Here is a 16,998-nt window from a genome sequence, read left to right as displayed (position 1 = left end):
GACCGTTGGCGCCACCACTTGTCGTTGGCCAGGCCAAGCAGAGAGCAGCCTATAGGGTGGGCTTGCTACAAGATTTAACGAGGAAAATTAACTGCTACTCTGTGGTAGTAAGCGGTACGGTACAGGAGAGTTGCAGGTGAGTAAGTGAATACTTTTAAAGTAAACCAGCGCTGTACTCTGGTCTGCCTATTAAAACTTTCCCACCTATTGCTCATGAAGAAAAACTACACATGGCGGCGCGGCCAACTGGTGGTCTGCCTGCCTCTGCTGCTACTGGCTAGCGCGGGAGTTACTACCGTTCAGGCCCGTGCTACATCCAATAAAGTAGCGGAATGGCAGCTAACCGGTCGGGTTGTCTCCCAAAACAACGAAGGGCTGCCCGGCGTGACCGTGGTAGTGAAGGGTACCACGATTGGCACTACCACGGGCTCCGACGGTAGCTTCACGCTGTCGGTGCCCGAAACGACGGGTACTTTGGTTTTCAGCTTTATCGGCTTCCAGACCCAGGAACGGCGGTTTGTGGGGCCGGAAAAGGTGAGTATCAAGCTCGCCGAAGACACCAAGAGCCTCGATGAGGTAGTGGTAGTGGGGTACGGCACGCAGAAGAAAGCCGATGTAACCGGGGCCGTCGCCACCTTCGATGCCAGCCGGCTGGAAGAGCGCCCCATTGCCCGCGTCGATCAGGCGCTGGTGGGGCAGTTGGCGGGGGTGCAAGTAAAGCAAAACACCGGCGTGCCGGGCCGCGCCTTTAGCGTGCAGGTTCGGGGGGCGGGCTCCATTACGGCCGGCAACGAGCCGCTATATGTTATTGATGGTTTCCCGCTCGACAATGTGTCGCAGAACGGGGGCGGGCGCTTTGCCAACGGTAGCCCCCTCGACAACATCAACCCCAACGACATCGAGAATATTACGGTGCTGAAAGACGCTGCCGCCGCGGCCATCTACGGCTCGCGGGCGGCCAACGGGGTGGTGCTCATTACCACCAAGAAAGGCCGCTCGGGTAAGCCGCAAATCACGCTCAATACCTACGCCGGGATTTCGCAGGCCGCCAAAAAGCTAGATTTATTGAGCAGCGAAGAATGGGTGGAACGGGCCACTGAGGTTATCAATACCAACTGGGTACGTTCGTCGCCGGCCGCGGGCCCGGCCCGCACGGCCAGCCAGACCACGGCGGAGCGTATGCGCATTCTGGGCGTAACCAGCATCCAACCCACCCAAATGATTGATGAGCGGTGGTTGGAGCCAGGTCACCCCGGCCTCCAGTACATTGACTGGCAAGACGAAGCCTTCCGCACCGGCGTTACGCAGAGCTACCAGGTAGCTGCCAGCGGGGCCAATGAAAACGTGAACTACTACGTTTCCGGCAACTATACCAGCCAGCAAGGCATGGTAGTAGGGCTGGGCTATAAGCGCTATTCGGCGCGGGCCAACGTGGAAATCAAGGCCAACAACCGGCTGAAGTTTGGCTTGAATATGACGCCCACGTACTCGGTGACCGATGACCCCGGCGTGGAAGGCAAAGACAACCGCCTGCACCAGCTCGTATCGATGGCGCCGGTGGTGGAAGACACCGCCGGTGTGGCCAGCGGCTACGGCAAAAACGATGCGTACCGCTGGGGCACTTCATCGGCCAGCCCGGTGTCGGTAATGGAAAACGCCATTGCCAAAACCAACGCTTTCCGGACCCTGAGCACGATTTTCGCCGAGTACGAGCCCGTATCTGGCCTGCGGCTGCGCTCCTCGCTCAACTTCGACAACAACGACGTAACCGCCAAGTCGTACCAGCCGCCGGGGCGCACCCTTGCCAATTCGCAGGCTTCAGGCTCGTACAGCAGCTACCGCCGCCAAACCCTGGTCAACGAAAACACCGCGACCTACAGCAAAGTAGTTGGTGACAAGCACGATATAACCGGCTTGGTGGGGTATGCCTACAACGTCTCGAAGCTGGACAACGTGCGCCTGGCGGCCACGGGCGGCTTCATCAACAACACCGTCACAACGCTCAACGCGGCCACCAACATCACGGGCACGGGCAGCAACAACACCACCGAAAGCCAGAACATCCTGATTTCTTATTTCGGCCGCTTGCAGTACGCCTACGAAGGTAAATACCTGCTCTCGACCAGCATCCGGCGCGACGGCTCGTCGCGGTTTGGCAAAGAGCGGCAGTTCGGTATTTTCCCGGCGGCTTCGCTGGGCTGGCGCATCTCGCAAGAGAATTTCATGCAGGATGTAACAGAGTTAAGCGAACTGAAGCTGCGCAGCAGCATTGGCTTGTCGGGCAACAACAGCATCGGCGACTACAACAGCATTGCCACGCTGGGCTTCAACAACTACACGTTCGGCGGCGCGGCCGGCGTTTTGGCTACGGGCCAGGCCCCGAACCGGGTGTTCAACCCCGAACTTGGGTGGGAGAAAAACCGGACCATTGATTTTGGAGTGGACCTCGGCTTGCTCAAGAACCGCATCTACGCCTCGTTCGACTACTACACCAAAACCAGCAAAGACCTGCTGCTGAACGTGCCCATCCCGACGGCTTCGGGCTTCGCCACCAACTTGGTGAACATCGGGGAAGTGGTTAACAAAGGTTGGGAGGTGGAACTCAATACCACCAACCTCAACAATGCCCTCAGCTGGACCACTTCCATCAACTTCAGCCACAACGCCAACAAAGTAACCAAGTTAGGCGAGGGCCAGACCAGGATTGAAGTGCCTTCCGTCACCAACGAGCCCAACAATGTTATTGAGATTGGCCAGCCGCTGTACGCCATTTTTGTGGTGCGGCAGAACGGCATTCTGAGCCAGTCGGATATCGATGGGGGAGCCCCGCGCTACGGCAACCAAACCGCCGGCGACCCCCGCTACGAAGATGCCAACGGCGACGGCAAGATTGACACCAACGACCGGGTGATAGTAGGCCAGCCCAGCCCCAAATACACCTGGGGCATCACCAACACCTTCAAATACAGAGGCTTCGACCTGAGCTTCCTGATTCAGGGCCAGAATGGCGGCTACATCTACTCGCTGCTCGGCCGCGCCATCGACCGGACCAGCGTGGGCTTCCAGGAAAATGCTTTGGGCCACTCGCGTGACCGGTGGCGTTCCGAAGAAGATCCAGGGGCCGGCATCAAAGGTAAAGCTGCCACCAACTTCGGCTTCTTGAAAAACACCGATTGGCTGTACTCGTCGAACTACTACCGAATCCGCAACATCACGGTGGGCTACGACTTAGGCCGCATCATCAACAAACAGGTGGCGCAGGGGGCCCGCGTGTACGTGACGGCCGAAAACTTCTTCGGCCACGACAACTACTACGGCGGCTACAACCCCGATGCCGTGAACACCGACAACGGCGGCGGCTTCACCTCGGGCGTCGACTACGGGGGGCTGCCCTTGGCTAAGTCGCTGATTTTGGGTCTGAACCTTACTTTCTAACGAAGGCAAAACCTAAAGGCCAGAGGGTGCGGCCCGTGTTCGTCGTTGGCCTGCCATCCGTCGGTTTTCCACTTCTCCCTCCTTGCTTCTCCTCGATATTTCCATGAAAAAGATATGTTTCCTGCTGCTCTCCGCCTGCCTACTCACGCTGGGCAGCTGTGAAGAAGATTTGAACCTCACACCGATTTCCAACGGTTCGGTGCCGGACTTCTACAAAACGGCCGCCGACTTCGAGCAGGCCCTCAATGCCACCTACAGCCAGCTACGGGGCTACCCCGACCGCATTCTGATTATGTCGGAGCTTCGGTCCGACAACATCTACGGCGTGAGCAGCCAAGGCGTGCGCGACTGGGACGCCATCAACAACTTCAACCCCACGCTGGCGGGCAACCCGTATCTGGCCGACACCTGGGCCTCGGATTTCGGGGCTATTTTCCGGGCCAACACGTTCCTCGATCAGCTAGCCGCCAACGGAGCCGCGGTGGGCGGCGAGGTTTTGCGCCGGCGCTACGAGGCGGAGGCGCGTTTTTTGCGCGCTTTCCACTACTTCGATTTGGTGCGCATGTTCGGCAAAGTACCCGTCGTCGATAAGGCATTGATTCCGCAGGAGATATCGAAAATTCCGCGGGCTTCGGTGGCCGAAGTGTACGACTTGATTATCAGTGACCTGGAGTTCGCCAAAGACAATTTGGCGCCCAGCTACACGGGCACCAACGTGGGCCGGGCTACCACTGGCGCCGCCAAGGGCCTGCTGGCGCTGGTGTATCTCACTCGCTCCGGCCCGACCTACAATATCGAGGGGCCCGGCCTAGGGCTGAACGAGTACGACAAGGCGTCGGCGCTGCTCGATGAGGTTATCAACCGCACCAATACGGCCGCGTATTCGCTGGTACCCAGCTACCCCAACGTCTTCTCTTATACCAACGAAAACAACTCGGAAGTGCTGTTTGATGTGCAGTACATCGTGGGCAACGGCGCTACCCACCCCGGCGTGATGGTAGCGCAAAACTTCTTTACTTTCTTGGGCATTCCGTTCGACTCCCGCGGCATCGAGAACAAGCCTGTTTCCACGGACCTGATCAACTCCTACGCTGCCACCGATGCCCGCAAAACGTTCAGCATTCAGCAAGGCTACACCCAAGCCGGCGTGGTGGAAAACCGGCCGGTACTCAAGAAGTACGTTAGCGCCGCGGGCCGCAGCACCGGGGGCACCGACTGGCCCATCAACTTCATTGTGATGCGCTACGCCGACATTCTGCTCATGAAAGCCGAGTGTATTCTGCGCGGCAACGTGGGCGGCACGCAGGCCAATGCCGTGGCGCTGGTCAACCAGGTGCGTACCCGCGCCGGACAGCCTGCTGTCACTAGCATTACGCTGCCCCAGCTCATGGAGGAGCGCCGCCGCGAATTTGTGGGCGAAGGCCTCCGCTGGCACGATTTGGTGCGCTCGGGCCTGGTGCTGGACGTGATGAACGCCTGGATTCCCAAGGAAGATGTTGCCCAAAAAATCACCCGCAACATAACCGCAAACAGCATTATCTACGCGGTGCCACAGTACGAGCTGTCGTCGGTGCCCGGCTTGTACGAGCAAAATCCTGGCTACTAGAAGCTAGCGAAGCAGCGGGTTGTGTTGGGCCTGCTTTTCTTATCGAAGTGAAGCAGGCCACTCAAATAGGCTTTATTGGTGTAAAGGAATTGAGCCTGAATACCAAGCAAATAACGTAAGCTCGGTTTTCCCAGGCGCATTGCCGGGGAGAATCGGGCTTGCAGGTTAATTATGTGTACTTGAATGGTAATGCAATGCCGGTGAAAAGCAGCTTTGTTGAACGTCTTCCCCGCCCGCGGCAACTCTGCTGCCTACTGGCTTGTGCGCTGCTGGGGATTGGGGCGTTGACCGGGCATCTCGCCGTGGCGCAGTCCGAGACGCCCGCCACGCCTGCGCTGCCGCTTTGGCACAACCAACCACGCACGCTCCGCTACCAGCCCGACGGCGCCGATTTCGTCGTCCGGAACGGCACCAAACGGTTTACGCGGGCCCTCTACGGCACCAATACCGCGTTTCGGGTGGAGGCCGGTGACTTGCCGGAGTTTGCGCTGTATTTGCCGGGCATGGGCGGCAACCTGAAATTCGGTTTGCTGAGCGCCGACGGGCGCAGCAAGTGGCTCATCACCGCCGACAACGTGGTGGCCCGCTACCGGCCCGGTGCCATGCTTTATGAGATTTCCGACCCGTTGCTGGGCACTGGCAAGTTGCAGCTCGAAGTGCAGGCTATGGCCGATGCCGAAGGCCTGCTCGTTCGGGCGCAATTCGACGATGTGCCTGCCGGGCAGGTGCAGTTGCTATGGGCGTTTGGCGGCGTCACGGGCAAGAAGTTCAGCCGCGACGGCGACATCGGGGCCGACCCGGAATCGAGTTTTTACTTAAAGCCGGAGTACTGCCAAAACAACGCGTTTAAATTGCAGCGCAACATGTTCACGCTAACCTACGGCGAGGCAGTGGGTGGCACCGAAACCGAGCGGTACGAAATCCAGCACAAGCCCACCTCGTCGGGGAAACCCGTTGCGCCTGCGCCCCGCAAAACGCTGGTGGGCGTAGTACCCCCCGGCGCCGCGCTGCACGTTGCCGACGCCACGCAGCAAGAGTCGCCGACGCAGTTTGCCGCTTCCACGGCTTCCGGTGCCCCGGCACTGGCGGGCACCTTGAAGGTGAAGGCCGGCGAAGCCCTGTATTTTGCGGTACAGGTTCCGCAGAAAGCGGCGGCGCTGCAGTATGCAGATTTGCCGAAAGCCCTAGAACAGGCGGAGGCTGCCCGGCAGAAGCTGGCGGGCCGCATCAAGGTGAGCACCCCCGACCCGTACATCAACACCGTGGGTGGGGCGCTCAGCATTGCGGCCGACGCCATTTGGCAGGACCCTAGCTACCTGCACGGCGCCATTGCCTGGCGGATGCCGCTCAACGGCTGGCGCGGCGCCTACACCGCCGACCCGCTCGGCTGGCACGACCGGGCCCAAACGCACTTGCGGGCCTACGCTAAGTCGCAGCTCACCAGCCCGGAAACGGCCCCGGTGGTGATGGATACGGCCTTGAATCTGGCCCGCCACCAAGAGAAGCTGGGTACGGCCGTGTTCAGCAGCGGCTACATCAGCCGCAACCCCGGCGGCGACTTCCGGCCCCACCACTACGACATGAACTTGGTGTTTATCGACGAACTGCTGCGCCACTTCAACTGGACCGGTGATCTGGCGTTTGCCAAGGAAATGTGGCCGGTGCTACAGCGCCATCTGGCCTGGGAAAAGCGCAACTTCGACAAAGACAACGACGGCCTCTACGACGCCTACGCTGCCATTTGGGCCTCCGATGCCCTGCAATACAGCGGCGGCGCCGTCACGCATTCGTCGGCCTATAACTACCTGGCCAACCTACTGACGGCGCAACTCGCGCAGCGCATCGGCGAAAACCCGGCGCCGTATCGGCAGGAGGCTACCCGCATCAAGCAGGCGCTTGATAGTCACCTCTGGATGCCCGCCAAAGGCTGGTACGCCGAATACCAAGATGCGCTGGGCCTCAAGCAGCTGCACCCCGCCGCCGGCCTCTGGACCATCTACCACGCCCTCGATTCGCAGGTGCCGGATGCTTTCCAGGCCTACCAGGCGCTGCGCTACGTGGACGCTGAAATCCCGCACATTCCGGTCCGGGCGGCGGGCCTGCCGGATGAGGGTTACTACCTGCTCTCGACCACCAACTGGCAGCCCTACGACTGGTCGATTAATAATGTGGCCATGGCGGAAGTGCTGCATACCACGCTGGCCAATTGGCAGGCTGGCCGCACCGAAGAGGCCTTCAAGCTTTGGAAAAGTGCTTTGCTGGAAAGTATGTACCTGGGTTCGAGCCCCGGTAATTTTCAGCAGGTATCGTTTTATGATGCCCACCGCGGCGAACTGTACCGCGACTTTGCCGACCCGGTAGGTATGGCTTCCCGCTCGTTGGTGGAAGGCTTGTTCGGCATCTTGCCCAATGCCCTGGAAGGTGTGCTGACTGTTCGGCCCGGTTTGCCCGCGGCCTGGAATGAAGCGGCGTTATCCGTACCAGACGTAAAGTTTGATTTCCGCCGCCAAGGTCAGCAGGACGTGTACACGATTACGCCAACCTTTGCCAAGCCCCTGAAGCTGCGCCTGCAAGTGCAGGCCCGCACCGCAACGGTAGGGGCGGTGACGGTGAACGGCCAGCCAGCGCAATGGAAAAACGTGGCGGAAGCCGTGGGCCAACCCGTCATTGAAATTAACAGCGAGTTAGCGGCAGAATACGTGGTGCAGATTCAGTGGAAAGGAGAGGCGCCTGATGCCGTGGCACTGGCTCCCACGTATGCCTCCAACTCCGCATTAGTGGTCCGTTTCCCGCACGCTACGGTGGCCAAAATATTCGACCCACAGCAGGTGCTGGCTGATGCCAAACCCAGCCAGTCGGCGCTGACGGCGCAGGTGGCGGGCGCTAGGGGAAGCCGTACGGCGTTTGTGCAGCTCCAACAGGGCGGCCTGACGTGGTGGGTTCCCTTGCCCATTGAAGTGCGCGAGGCTCTAACGGTTGAGTTGGCAAAGGAATCGGTGGGCGGGCTGCGTTTTCGGTTGCAGAATCACACGGCTACCCCCGTCTCAGCTAAGGTGACGATGGGCGCCCGCAAAAACGCCTTGGTAATCACCGTGGAAGTGCCCGCTAATGCCCTCTCCGAGGAAGTGCAGGTGCCAGCTGCTAGCACGCTCATGGGCAGCAATACCGTACAAGTGGAGTGGGGGAAAGGCCAGCAACTCAAAACAACCCTAATGAATTGGGGCAGCGGCGCCGCCAACAACAAGGCTCGCTATGAAACCGTGAATCTGGCTTCCTATTTCAACGATAAGGTGACGCAGATTTTCCAGAACAAGTACCTCTCGCCCCGGCCAGCCGGCCCCACACTTCAACTTCCCACGCAGGGCATCGGCAACTGGTGCTATCCACTCACGCAAGCCAATATCGACGACGCGGGTTTGCGCCAGCTGGCAGGCGCCGGCAACGAAATCAAACTGCCCTGGGGTGTGCCGCTGCGCACACCGGGCACGGCCGGGGAAAAGAACATTCTGTTTGTGTCGCAGTGGGACAATTATGCCGAGCAAGCTACCGTGCCACTTCGCGGTAAGGCTTCGCATGCTTACCTACTCATGGCGGGCTCGACCAATCCTATGCAAAGCCAAATCATCAACGGCGAAGTAGTGGTAACCTACACCGACAAGTCCACCGAAACCCTGCCCCTGCGCAACCCCGACAATTGGGCTCCGATTGAGCAAGACTATTTGCAGGATGATTTCGCCTTCACCACGGGTGCCCCCAAACCCTACCGCGTCCACCTCAAAACCGGCCTCATCACCCGCGACTTCAAGCAGTACACCAGCATCAAAGGCTTCAGCACCCGCGCTATTGATGGCGGTGCCGCCAACATCCTCGACCTGCCGCTCAACCCCAATAAGAAGCTCAAGAGCCTTACCCTTAAAGCGCTTTCCAACGATGTAGTGATTGGGCTAATGAGTGTAACGCTGGTTCGCGAATAGTCTTTGAAACATTGAAGTAAGCTGTGCTAAAGTCAGAATTTGATTCAGGTAAGGAATGATTGACGAACGAATGAACGACACCACCAGCCCATCATGCTGCGCTGGTCGAAGCATCTTGCTAGGGTGGTTAACTCCAACGCTTGCGCAATGATTCGAGCGAGATGCTTCGACCAGCGCAGCATGATGGTCGGCAGAAGCAACGAGGTTCAATCACTCCTAGCCCCTCCTCATTTGAGGGAAACTAGCTTCTAATCGTAGCCTAAATCCAGACGCAAAAGTCTACACTTCAATTTGCGCAGTAAGAGAATCTAATGCCTGCCATTGAAACTTCCATCTATGCCACCTCTCCCCAAACTGCTTTCAGGCCTCTTGTTACTTAGCTCCATGCAGCCCCTGATGGCGCAGAAAACGCCCATCGACCGGAAAGCATTAGTGGAGCGCCACACGGTAGTACTTACCACTACAGATACGTTGTCGTCGTTGTCGGTGGGGAACGGCAAGTTTGCTTTCACGGCAGATGTGACGGGCTTGCAGACGTTTCCGCAGTATTATGAAAAGGGGGTGCCGCTCGGTACACAGTCGGAGTGGGGCTGGCACAGCTTCCCGAACAAAGAAGGCTACAAGTTCGACGCCACCTTGCGCGAGTATGAGTTGAACGGCCGCAAGGTCAGCTACTCGGTGCAACGCAAGGAGCCCGGCAACAAGGAGGCCGTGGATTTTCTGCGGGTTAATCCGCACCGGTTGCAGTTGGGTAACCTCGGCTTCGTGGTGTTGAAAAAGAATGGCCAACCTGCCACCATCAAAGACATTCGCAACATCCGGCAAACGCTGAACCCTTGGACGGGTGAAATCAAAAGCCACTTTACGGTCGAGAATGTGCCGGTGGACGTCTTGACGGTGGGGCATCAGCAGCAGGACGCCGTAGCGGTGCGGGTGGCGTCGGAGCTGCTGAAAACCGGGCAATTAAAAGTAGCCCTGCGGTTCCCATACCCGACGGCGGGCTGGGCCGATATGGGTACCGACTACTCGCACAACGACCAGCACAAAACGGCCATAACCGAGCAGAAGAAAGGCAGCGCCCTGATTTCGCACCAGCTCGATACCACCCGGTATGTGGCCGCCTTGAGTTGGCCGCAAAACGCCACGCTGGCGGCCGGCCAGTTGCATGAGTTCGTGCTGACACCCAGCAAAACCGACAAGGTGCTGGAAGTGTCTTGCCGCTTTTCGGCCCGTCCGCGTGCTACGGCGGTGCCAACCTTCGCGGCCACGCTCCAAAATAGCCAGCAGCAATGGCCCGTATTCTGGAAAAGCGGCGGGGCCGTTGATTTCAGCGGCAGCACCGACCCGCGGGCCAAGGAACTGGAGCGGCGTATCGTGTTGTCGCAGTACCTGACCAAGCTGCAAGGCGCCGGCTCGCAGCCACCGCAAGAAACGGGCTTGGTGCTGAACAGCTGGTACGGCCGGCCACACCTGGAAATGCATTGGTGGCACTCAGCGCATTTCGCGCTCTGGGGCCGCCCCGACTTGCTGGAACAAAGCCTGGTCTGGTACGCCCGCCCCGACGTGCAGAGCGTTGCCCGCGGCATTGCCCAGCGCCAGGGCTACGACGGAGTACGGTGGCAGAAAATGACTGACCCTTGGGGCCAGGAAGGCCCCTCGTCGGTGGGCGCGTTTCTGATTTGGCAGCAGCCGCACTTCATCTACTTCGCCGAAGAAAGCTACCGTGCCCACCCCAATCCGGCTACGCTGAAGCTATACCAGGACCGGGTAGCGGCCACGGCTGATTTCATGGCCTCCTTCCCGTTTTATGAGAAAGACAAAGACCGGTACATCCTCGGCAAAGGCGTTATTCCGGCGCAAGAACGTTTCAAGGCCGAGGAAACCTTCAACCCCACCTTCGAGCTGGTTTACTGGAATTGGGCCTTGAACACCGCGCAGCAATGGCGCATCCGGCAGGGCCAGCCGCGCAATCCGAAGTGGGACGCCGTGCTGCAAAAGCTCTCGAAGCTGCCGCAGGCCGGCGGCGTGTACCTGGCCACCGAAAGCGCCCCCGATTCCTACACCAACCCCGAATTCAAAACCGACCATCCGTCGGTGCTGGGCGCGCTGGGTATGATGCCCGCCACCGGCCAGGTCGACGCCGCCACCATGCGCCGCACCTTCGACCTAGTCTGGAAAGACTGGAGCTGGGACAAAACCTGGGGTTGGGATTTCCCCATGACCGCCATGACGGCCACCCGCCTCGGCATGCCCGACAAAGCCGTGGATGCCCTACTGATGAAGGTGCAAACCAATACCTACCTGCCCAACGGCCACAATTACCAGGAAGGCCGCTTGCCCATTTACCTGCCTGGTAATGGCGGCCTGCTCTCCGCCGTGGCCCTCATGTGCGCCGGCTATGATGGCTGCAAAGAAGAAAACCCCGGCATCCCCAAAACTGGTTGGAAAGTGAAATGGGAAGGCCTAAGCAAAATGCCCTAATGACTGCCACAAGCATCAAAAGCACTTTGTATTTTCCTTAAGTTTTGCCAAACCAGTGGCCCGCTTAACGCAGCAAGAGGAGAGCACTCAACAACAGTTGTTGAGTGCTCTCCTCTTGCTGCGTTAAGCGGGCCACTGGCGAGAAAGTTTAGTTTTATCTTCCCTAGAGGCCAAAATTTGGTGCTTAATATCTCGTGATTATACCATAAATTGCTATAAATATCAGATTTGTGGAGTTTGTAATACTATAGAAATAACAGGCTAGTTGATGGGAATTGCAGGTAGTGTAATTGAAAATTTATATGTTTTAAATTTATCTTGTTTAAAATTATCCTTTAAAAAGTTAAATAAACTTACTGTCTGTTTGGTGTTGTCGTAATCAACTTGAAGAACCTGTTATGAAAAATAATTTATCCCCTTTTGCTGTCCTGTTGCCAATTGTTCTGGCTAGTGGGCCGGTCACTACTGCCGTTGCGCAATCCACACCGGCAACGGTGCTGTACGTGAATGACAGTGCCACCAGTGGCGATATTTTCACTACCGCGGCCGGCAGCGACGCCACCGGCGACGGCTCGGCCGCGGCCCCTTTTGCTACCGTAACCCAAGCGCTGGCGCAGGCTGATCTTACCACCCAAACCATCTTCATCGACGCCGGTACCTACACCGAGCGAGTGGTGCTCAACAAACCCGTGAGCTTACAAGGCGCCGGTACCGCTACGGTCCGGCCCGCCAGCGCCACCATTTTTGACGGGGGGCTGTTGCCGGCGGCCACCCAAACCAGCGAGGCCGGCTTGCTGATAACCGTGAGCGGAGGCAGCAGCAGCCAGCCACTGACTATTGCTGACTTAACGTTGCAGAAGTACGATTTTGGCATTCAGGCTGAAGGAGGCAATGTTAGCCAAGCCAACTTTCTGCTGGAGGATGTGGAAACGCTGTACAACCGTCGGCAGGGTATTCTCTGGCGCAGCCTTGGGGGTGTCCAAAACCTAACTTTTCGCCGGGTGCACGCCGCGTATACCGCCGAAAGCGGCAACACCACCGCTAACGGCGCCGGCCGGGGTTTGTTTCTGGTGAACGGTCACAAGGCAAATATCCTGATTGAAGATGGCGTGTTTGAAATGAATCGCCGGGGTGGGGTAGATATCAACGATGGCAGCGTGAGTGGCCTGACGGTGCGCAACAACCTGTTTGCGCAAAACGCGGGCGGGGCATTGGTCGTGTTGGGGGCTGCTGGGTCTCGCAATGGCAGCGGCAGCTTCACGAGCATCGCAGCCCTGCTGGAAGGCAACGTGATTCGCAACAATGCTTCCAATGGCATGGAGTTTAAGGCCTGCACTGGCACCGGCCGCCGCAGCGGCGCCGGTAGCTTTGTGGTGCGCAACAACTTCATTGCCCGTACCATAGGCGCGCCCACCACCTTGAGTGAAGACAACGCCGGTTTGGCTTTCGTTGACCGGGACCGGGACGTAATTGCCGTAGGGGGCGGCGTCAACGGCGACTTAACCACCGGCGGGGCCTTCATCGAGGGAAATACCATTCGGGGCTATCTGGCCGATGCCACTAGTGCGAGCTTCAATATCAATGGGTTCGGACTGGTACTGGAGGGCGCGCAGAACAAGGTGTTTGGCAACGTAGTGGCCCAATGCCAGCGGGGCGTGCAAGTGCAGGACCGCCCGGCAAACAGCACCGGCAATACGCCCTTCTTCGATAGCAGCCGCAATGGGCTGGTGGTATCCTCCGGCGATAGTATCCGCGGCAACCGCCTCGACAGCTGCGCCACGGCCATCCGGGCAGTGAACCTAACCAACCCGATTAATGCTTCGCTGAACTGGCTTGGCGCCAGCTCCGCCGCCTCTGTGCGCGGTGCGGCCGGCACAGGCGGCCTCGTCGTGACACTGGATGGCCCGGCTAGCAGCTTCGCCGAACGCTCGGCGTTTGCTTCTACAGGCCTGATCGACTATTCGCCGTTTCTTCACAGCAACACCGATGCAGCGCCAGCCGTTGGCTTTCAGCCGGCGCTCAACTACTTGCACGCAGACCAGTTCAGCCCCCAGTCAACTGCCGAAACCCCACTGGCCGAGGGCTTGGCGCTGGTAACGGAAAGCGGTACGCTGAGTTTGAGTGCCGCGGTATACAACGAAAGCATCAGCATTGACAAGAATCTAACGCTGACCACTGAAGGAGCCACCATCCTGCGCGACCTTACGCTGAACGGGACCAATAAGGTGCTGACGTTGGGGGCGCCACTTACGCTGTCGGGTGCTCTCACTTTAACCGAGGGTCTGCTGCAAACCACTGCCACTAATCTACTTTCCCTAGCCGACCAAGCCACCGCCACAGCGGGCACTGCTACCTCCTATGTTGATGGTCCGCTTCGCAAGGTTGGCCAGCAGGACTTTGTGTTTCCTTTGGGTAAGAATGGCCAATGGGCCCGGCTCGGCATTTCGGCGCCCGCCAGCCCAACTGCGGCTTTCACGGCCGAATATGTAGCCGCCGCGTACTCCAATCGCCTGGCCGCTACGCCACTAAGTGAAGTAAGCCAAGTGGAACACTGGACTTTAGATGGGGCTGGCACAACTGATGCGGTGAGCGTGCGCTTATTTTGGGAAAATGCTTTCCGCAGCGGCATCGACGACTTTTCCTCGGATCTACAGGTGGCGTCTTTCACTGGCGCCGAGTGGGAAACAACTGGCAACGGCGGCCTTGGCGGCAGCCTAAGCGCTGGCTCGGTGGCGTCGGCGCAGCCCGTTAGCGGCTTCACTGCCTTCACGCTAGGTTCGCTCTCGTCAACCGTAAATCCGCTTTCCACCCAACTCATGGGCTTCACCGCGCAACAGCCGCGCCCCGGAACGGTGAACTTGGAATGGACCTTGGTGGGTGAGTCCAACACCTACGGCTACGCCGTGGAACGCTCGGCTACCATGGCCAGCTGGCAGCAAATCGGCTTTGTGGCGAGCCAGGGCCTCACAGCGCAGCCGCGGGTGTATACCTATCAGGATGCCAGCGTACAGGGCCTGAGCCAAGCGTTTTACCGGTTGCGCCAAACCAACGCAGCCGGCGTGGCCCGCTACTCGGCGGTAGCTTCGGTGCTGCTCACCAGTGGCCCACTAGCCAACGCCATACCAGAAGTCGAGCAGTTTGCCTTCTATCCTAACCCTGCCAGGAGCCGGGTGACGCTGTGCCTGCCCGCCTCGGCAAGCGGTTCCGTCCGGGTAGTTCTCTCCGACCTGAGTGGCCGGCGGGTGTTGACCCAAACCCTGCGGGGTACTAACCCGGAAATCAATCTGCCCGCTTCTTTGTCGGCGGGTGTTTACTTGCTTCAGGTGCAAGCGCCCGGCTTTTCGGGCAAGCCTCAACGGTTGGTGATTCAGTAGCCCTCGCTAGTGAGTGGCGAACCTCAACTGACCTCTCCGCTTGAGGCGCCGTGTTTGAGTTTCTGACCTTCTAGCTTTAGATCTAGCTTGCGCAGAAATACTTACTATATAAATCAGCCCGTTAGCTGCCGGCCGCCTCGTGCTACCGACAGCTGACGGGCTGAGTTGTATGGTGGCTAAGCCTGTGCGGTTTTCACGGCAGATAATCAGGAACGGATTTCGTTTCTCGTCGTAGCTTTAACTCCTACATCCTTCCTCTGCTTTTACTCCACCATGATAAAGCCTTTTGCCGTCCTGGGCCTACTTGCTCTTCCGAGCCTAGTTGCCGCTCAATCGTTCGTTCCCAATCTGCCACCCGTCAAAACCACTTCGTTTCGCGCCGATACATTTTCCATTGCCAAGTATGGTGCCGTGCCAGATGGCGTGACGTCCAATACCACGGCTTTCCAGCAGGCCATTGCGGCGTGCAGCCAGAAGGGTGGGGGCGTAGTGCTGGTACCGCGCGGACACTGGCAGACCGGCCCGATTGAAATGCGTAGCAACGTGAACCTGCACATTGCGGAAGGGGCACTCGTGCAGTTCAGCGACAACCGCGCCGACTACAAACTTCACAAAACCAACTGGGAAGGACTGGACGCCGTGCGCAACCAAGCCCTGATCTACGGCAAGAACCTAGAGAACGTAGCCATAACCGGCAAAGGCATTGTGGACGGGGCCGGCGAGGCCTGGTGGATGGTGCAGAAAGCCCGCGCCACCGAAGGTGAGTGGAAGCAGCTGGTGGCTTCCGGCGGCGCCCTCAACGAGAAGCAGGACCGGTGGTACCCCTCGGCCCAAAGCTTGAAAGGCACCACAGTAAAAGAGGCCGGTGTGCTGACCGAAGAAAAGTCGGAAATCAAGGACTTCGAGGACATCAAAGACTATCTGCGGCCCGATATGCTGGTACTGGATGGGTGCAAACGGCTGCTGCTGGAGGGCGTTACGTTCCAGAACTCGCCGGCCTGGACGCTGCATCCCATGATGAGCGAAGACGTAATCGTGCGCAACGTAAACGTGCTCAACGGCCCGTACACGCCCAACACCGACGCACTGGACCTGGAGTCCTGCAAAAACGGCATCGTGGAAGGCAGCACGTTCAGCGTCGGCGACGATGCTATTTGCATCAAATCGGGGCGCAACGAGCAGGGGCGCAAGCGGGCCATGCCCACCGAGAACTTTGTGGTGCGCAACTGCAAAGTGTACCGGGCACACGGCGGCTTCGTAATTGGCAGCGAAATGTCGGGCGGAGCGCGCAACATCTACGTTTCCAACCTCACTATGATTGGCACCGACATTGGGCTGCGCTTTAAAACCACGCGCGGCCGGGGCGGGGTGGTCGAGAATATCTTCATTCAGGATGTCGATATGAAAGACATTCCCGGCGAGGCCATCTTGTTCGATATGTACTACATGATCAAGGACCCGACGCCACAGGTGGCGGGCTCTAAGGAGCGGCCCGTTTCGCCAGCCAAACCCGTGGATGAAACCACGCCACAATTCCGCAAAATCCAGATCCGCAACGTGACTTGCAACGGCGCCAGAACCGGCATCATGGTGCGTGGCTTGCCCGAAATGAGCATCAAGGATATCAGTATCGAAAACGCCGTGCTGCAAAGCGACAAAGGCCTCGTGTGCATCGAAGCCAACAACATCAGCCTCAAAAACGTGACCCTGCTGCCCACCAGCACCGACCCCGTAATGGAAGTGCACAACAGCCAGAACATCACCCTCGACAACATCAAATACGCTCCCGGCGCTTCGGTGCTACTACGCGTATCCGGCGCCGAAAAAGCCAAGAACGTCCGCCTAGTAAACACCGACGCCTCGAAAGCCAAGAAGGACATCGAGTATGGCCAAAACGTGAAGAAAAAGGCTGTAGTAATATCCAAACGATAACAACCCCATCTAGCCCTGTAAAGCAAGCAGGAAAAATTAGAGCCTAGTTTCCCCAAATGAGGAGGGATTAGAGGTGGTTGACCAGCCATTGTTTCCCTGGCCGTCATGCTGAGCGCAGTGCAACGGAGCCGAAGCATCTCGCGTGGTGTCGTTGAGTTAGTACCACAACCTCAGCACGCGAGATGCTTCGACTGCG

At 58.6% G+C, this 16,998-nt stretch carries 6 protein-coding genes; all 6 read left to right on the top strand.

Annotated elements, in window-relative coordinates:
- Positions 1-213 precede the first annotated feature (213 nt).
- The 6 genes from ACFE7X_RS12450 (at position 214) to ACFE7X_RS12425 (ending at position 16,802) form a co-directional block, all read left to right on the top strand.
- Positions 214-3,435, top strand: a complete 3,222-nt coding sequence (locus ACFE7X_RS12450) for a SusC/RagA family TonB-linked outer membrane protein (RefSeq protein WP_375435998.1) — start codon at positions 214-216, stop codon at positions 3,433-3,435.
- Positions 3,436-3,538: 103 nt separating this feature from the next.
- Positions 3,539-5,041, top strand: coding sequence for a RagB/SusD family nutrient uptake outer membrane protein (locus ACFE7X_RS12445; protein WP_375435997.1), 1,503 nt, complete (start codon positions 3,539-3,541; stop codon positions 5,039-5,041).
- 158 nt (positions 5,042-5,199) lie between these two features.
- Entirely contained in the window at positions 5,200-9,015 is a 3,816-nt protein-coding gene (locus ACFE7X_RS12440; RefSeq protein ID WP_375435996.1) for a DUF4450 domain-containing protein, read from the top strand.
- 336 nt (positions 9,016-9,351) lie between these two features.
- Positions 9,352-11,496 carry a hypothetical protein gene (locus ACFE7X_RS12435; RefSeq protein WP_375435995.1) on the top strand — a complete coding sequence of 715 codons (2,145 nt, stop codon included), beginning with the start codon at positions 9,352-9,354 and terminating at the stop codon, positions 11,494-11,496.
- 398 nt (positions 11,497-11,894) lie between these two features.
- Positions 11,895-14,870, top strand: a complete 2,976-nt coding sequence (locus ACFE7X_RS12430; protein ID WP_375435994.1) for a right-handed parallel beta-helix repeat-containing protein — start codon at positions 11,895-11,897, stop codon at positions 14,868-14,870.
- A 273-nt stretch (positions 14,871-15,143) separates the two neighbouring features.
- Entirely contained in the window at positions 15,144-16,802 is a 1,659-nt protein-coding gene (locus ACFE7X_RS12425; RefSeq protein WP_375435993.1) for a glycoside hydrolase family 28 protein, read from the top strand.
- Positions 16,803-16,998: the final 196 nt, after the last annotated feature.

The organism is uncultured Hymenobacter sp., from assembly GCF_964242765.1.
GTDB lineage: Bacteria > Bacteroidota > Bacteroidia > Cytophagales > Hymenobacteraceae > Hymenobacter.
The sequence above is the reverse complement of the archived record's forward strand: the minus strand, read 5'-3'. Positions and strand labels throughout refer to the sequence as shown.

Bases quoted from the DNA above. Each gene is read 5' to 3' on its own strand.
- ACFE7X_RS12450 (WP_375435998.1), top strand. From the start codon at position 214: ATGAAGAAAAACTACACATGGCGGCGCGGCCAACTGGTGGTCTGCCTG.
- ACFE7X_RS12445 (WP_375435997.1), top strand. From the start codon at position 3,539: ATGAAAAAGATATGTTTCCTGCTGCTCTCCGCCTGCCTACTCACGCTG.
- ACFE7X_RS12435 (WP_375435995.1), top strand. From the start codon at position 9,352: ATGCCACCTCTCCCCAAACTGCTTTCAGGCCTCTTGTTACTTAGCTCC.
- ACFE7X_RS12430 (WP_375435994.1), top strand. From the start codon at position 11,895: ATGAAAAATAATTTATCCCCTTTTGCTGTCCTGTTGCCAATTGTTCTG.
- ACFE7X_RS12425 (WP_375435993.1), top strand. From the start codon at position 15,144: ATGATAAAGCCTTTTGCCGTCCTGGGCCTACTTGCTCTTCCGAGCCTA.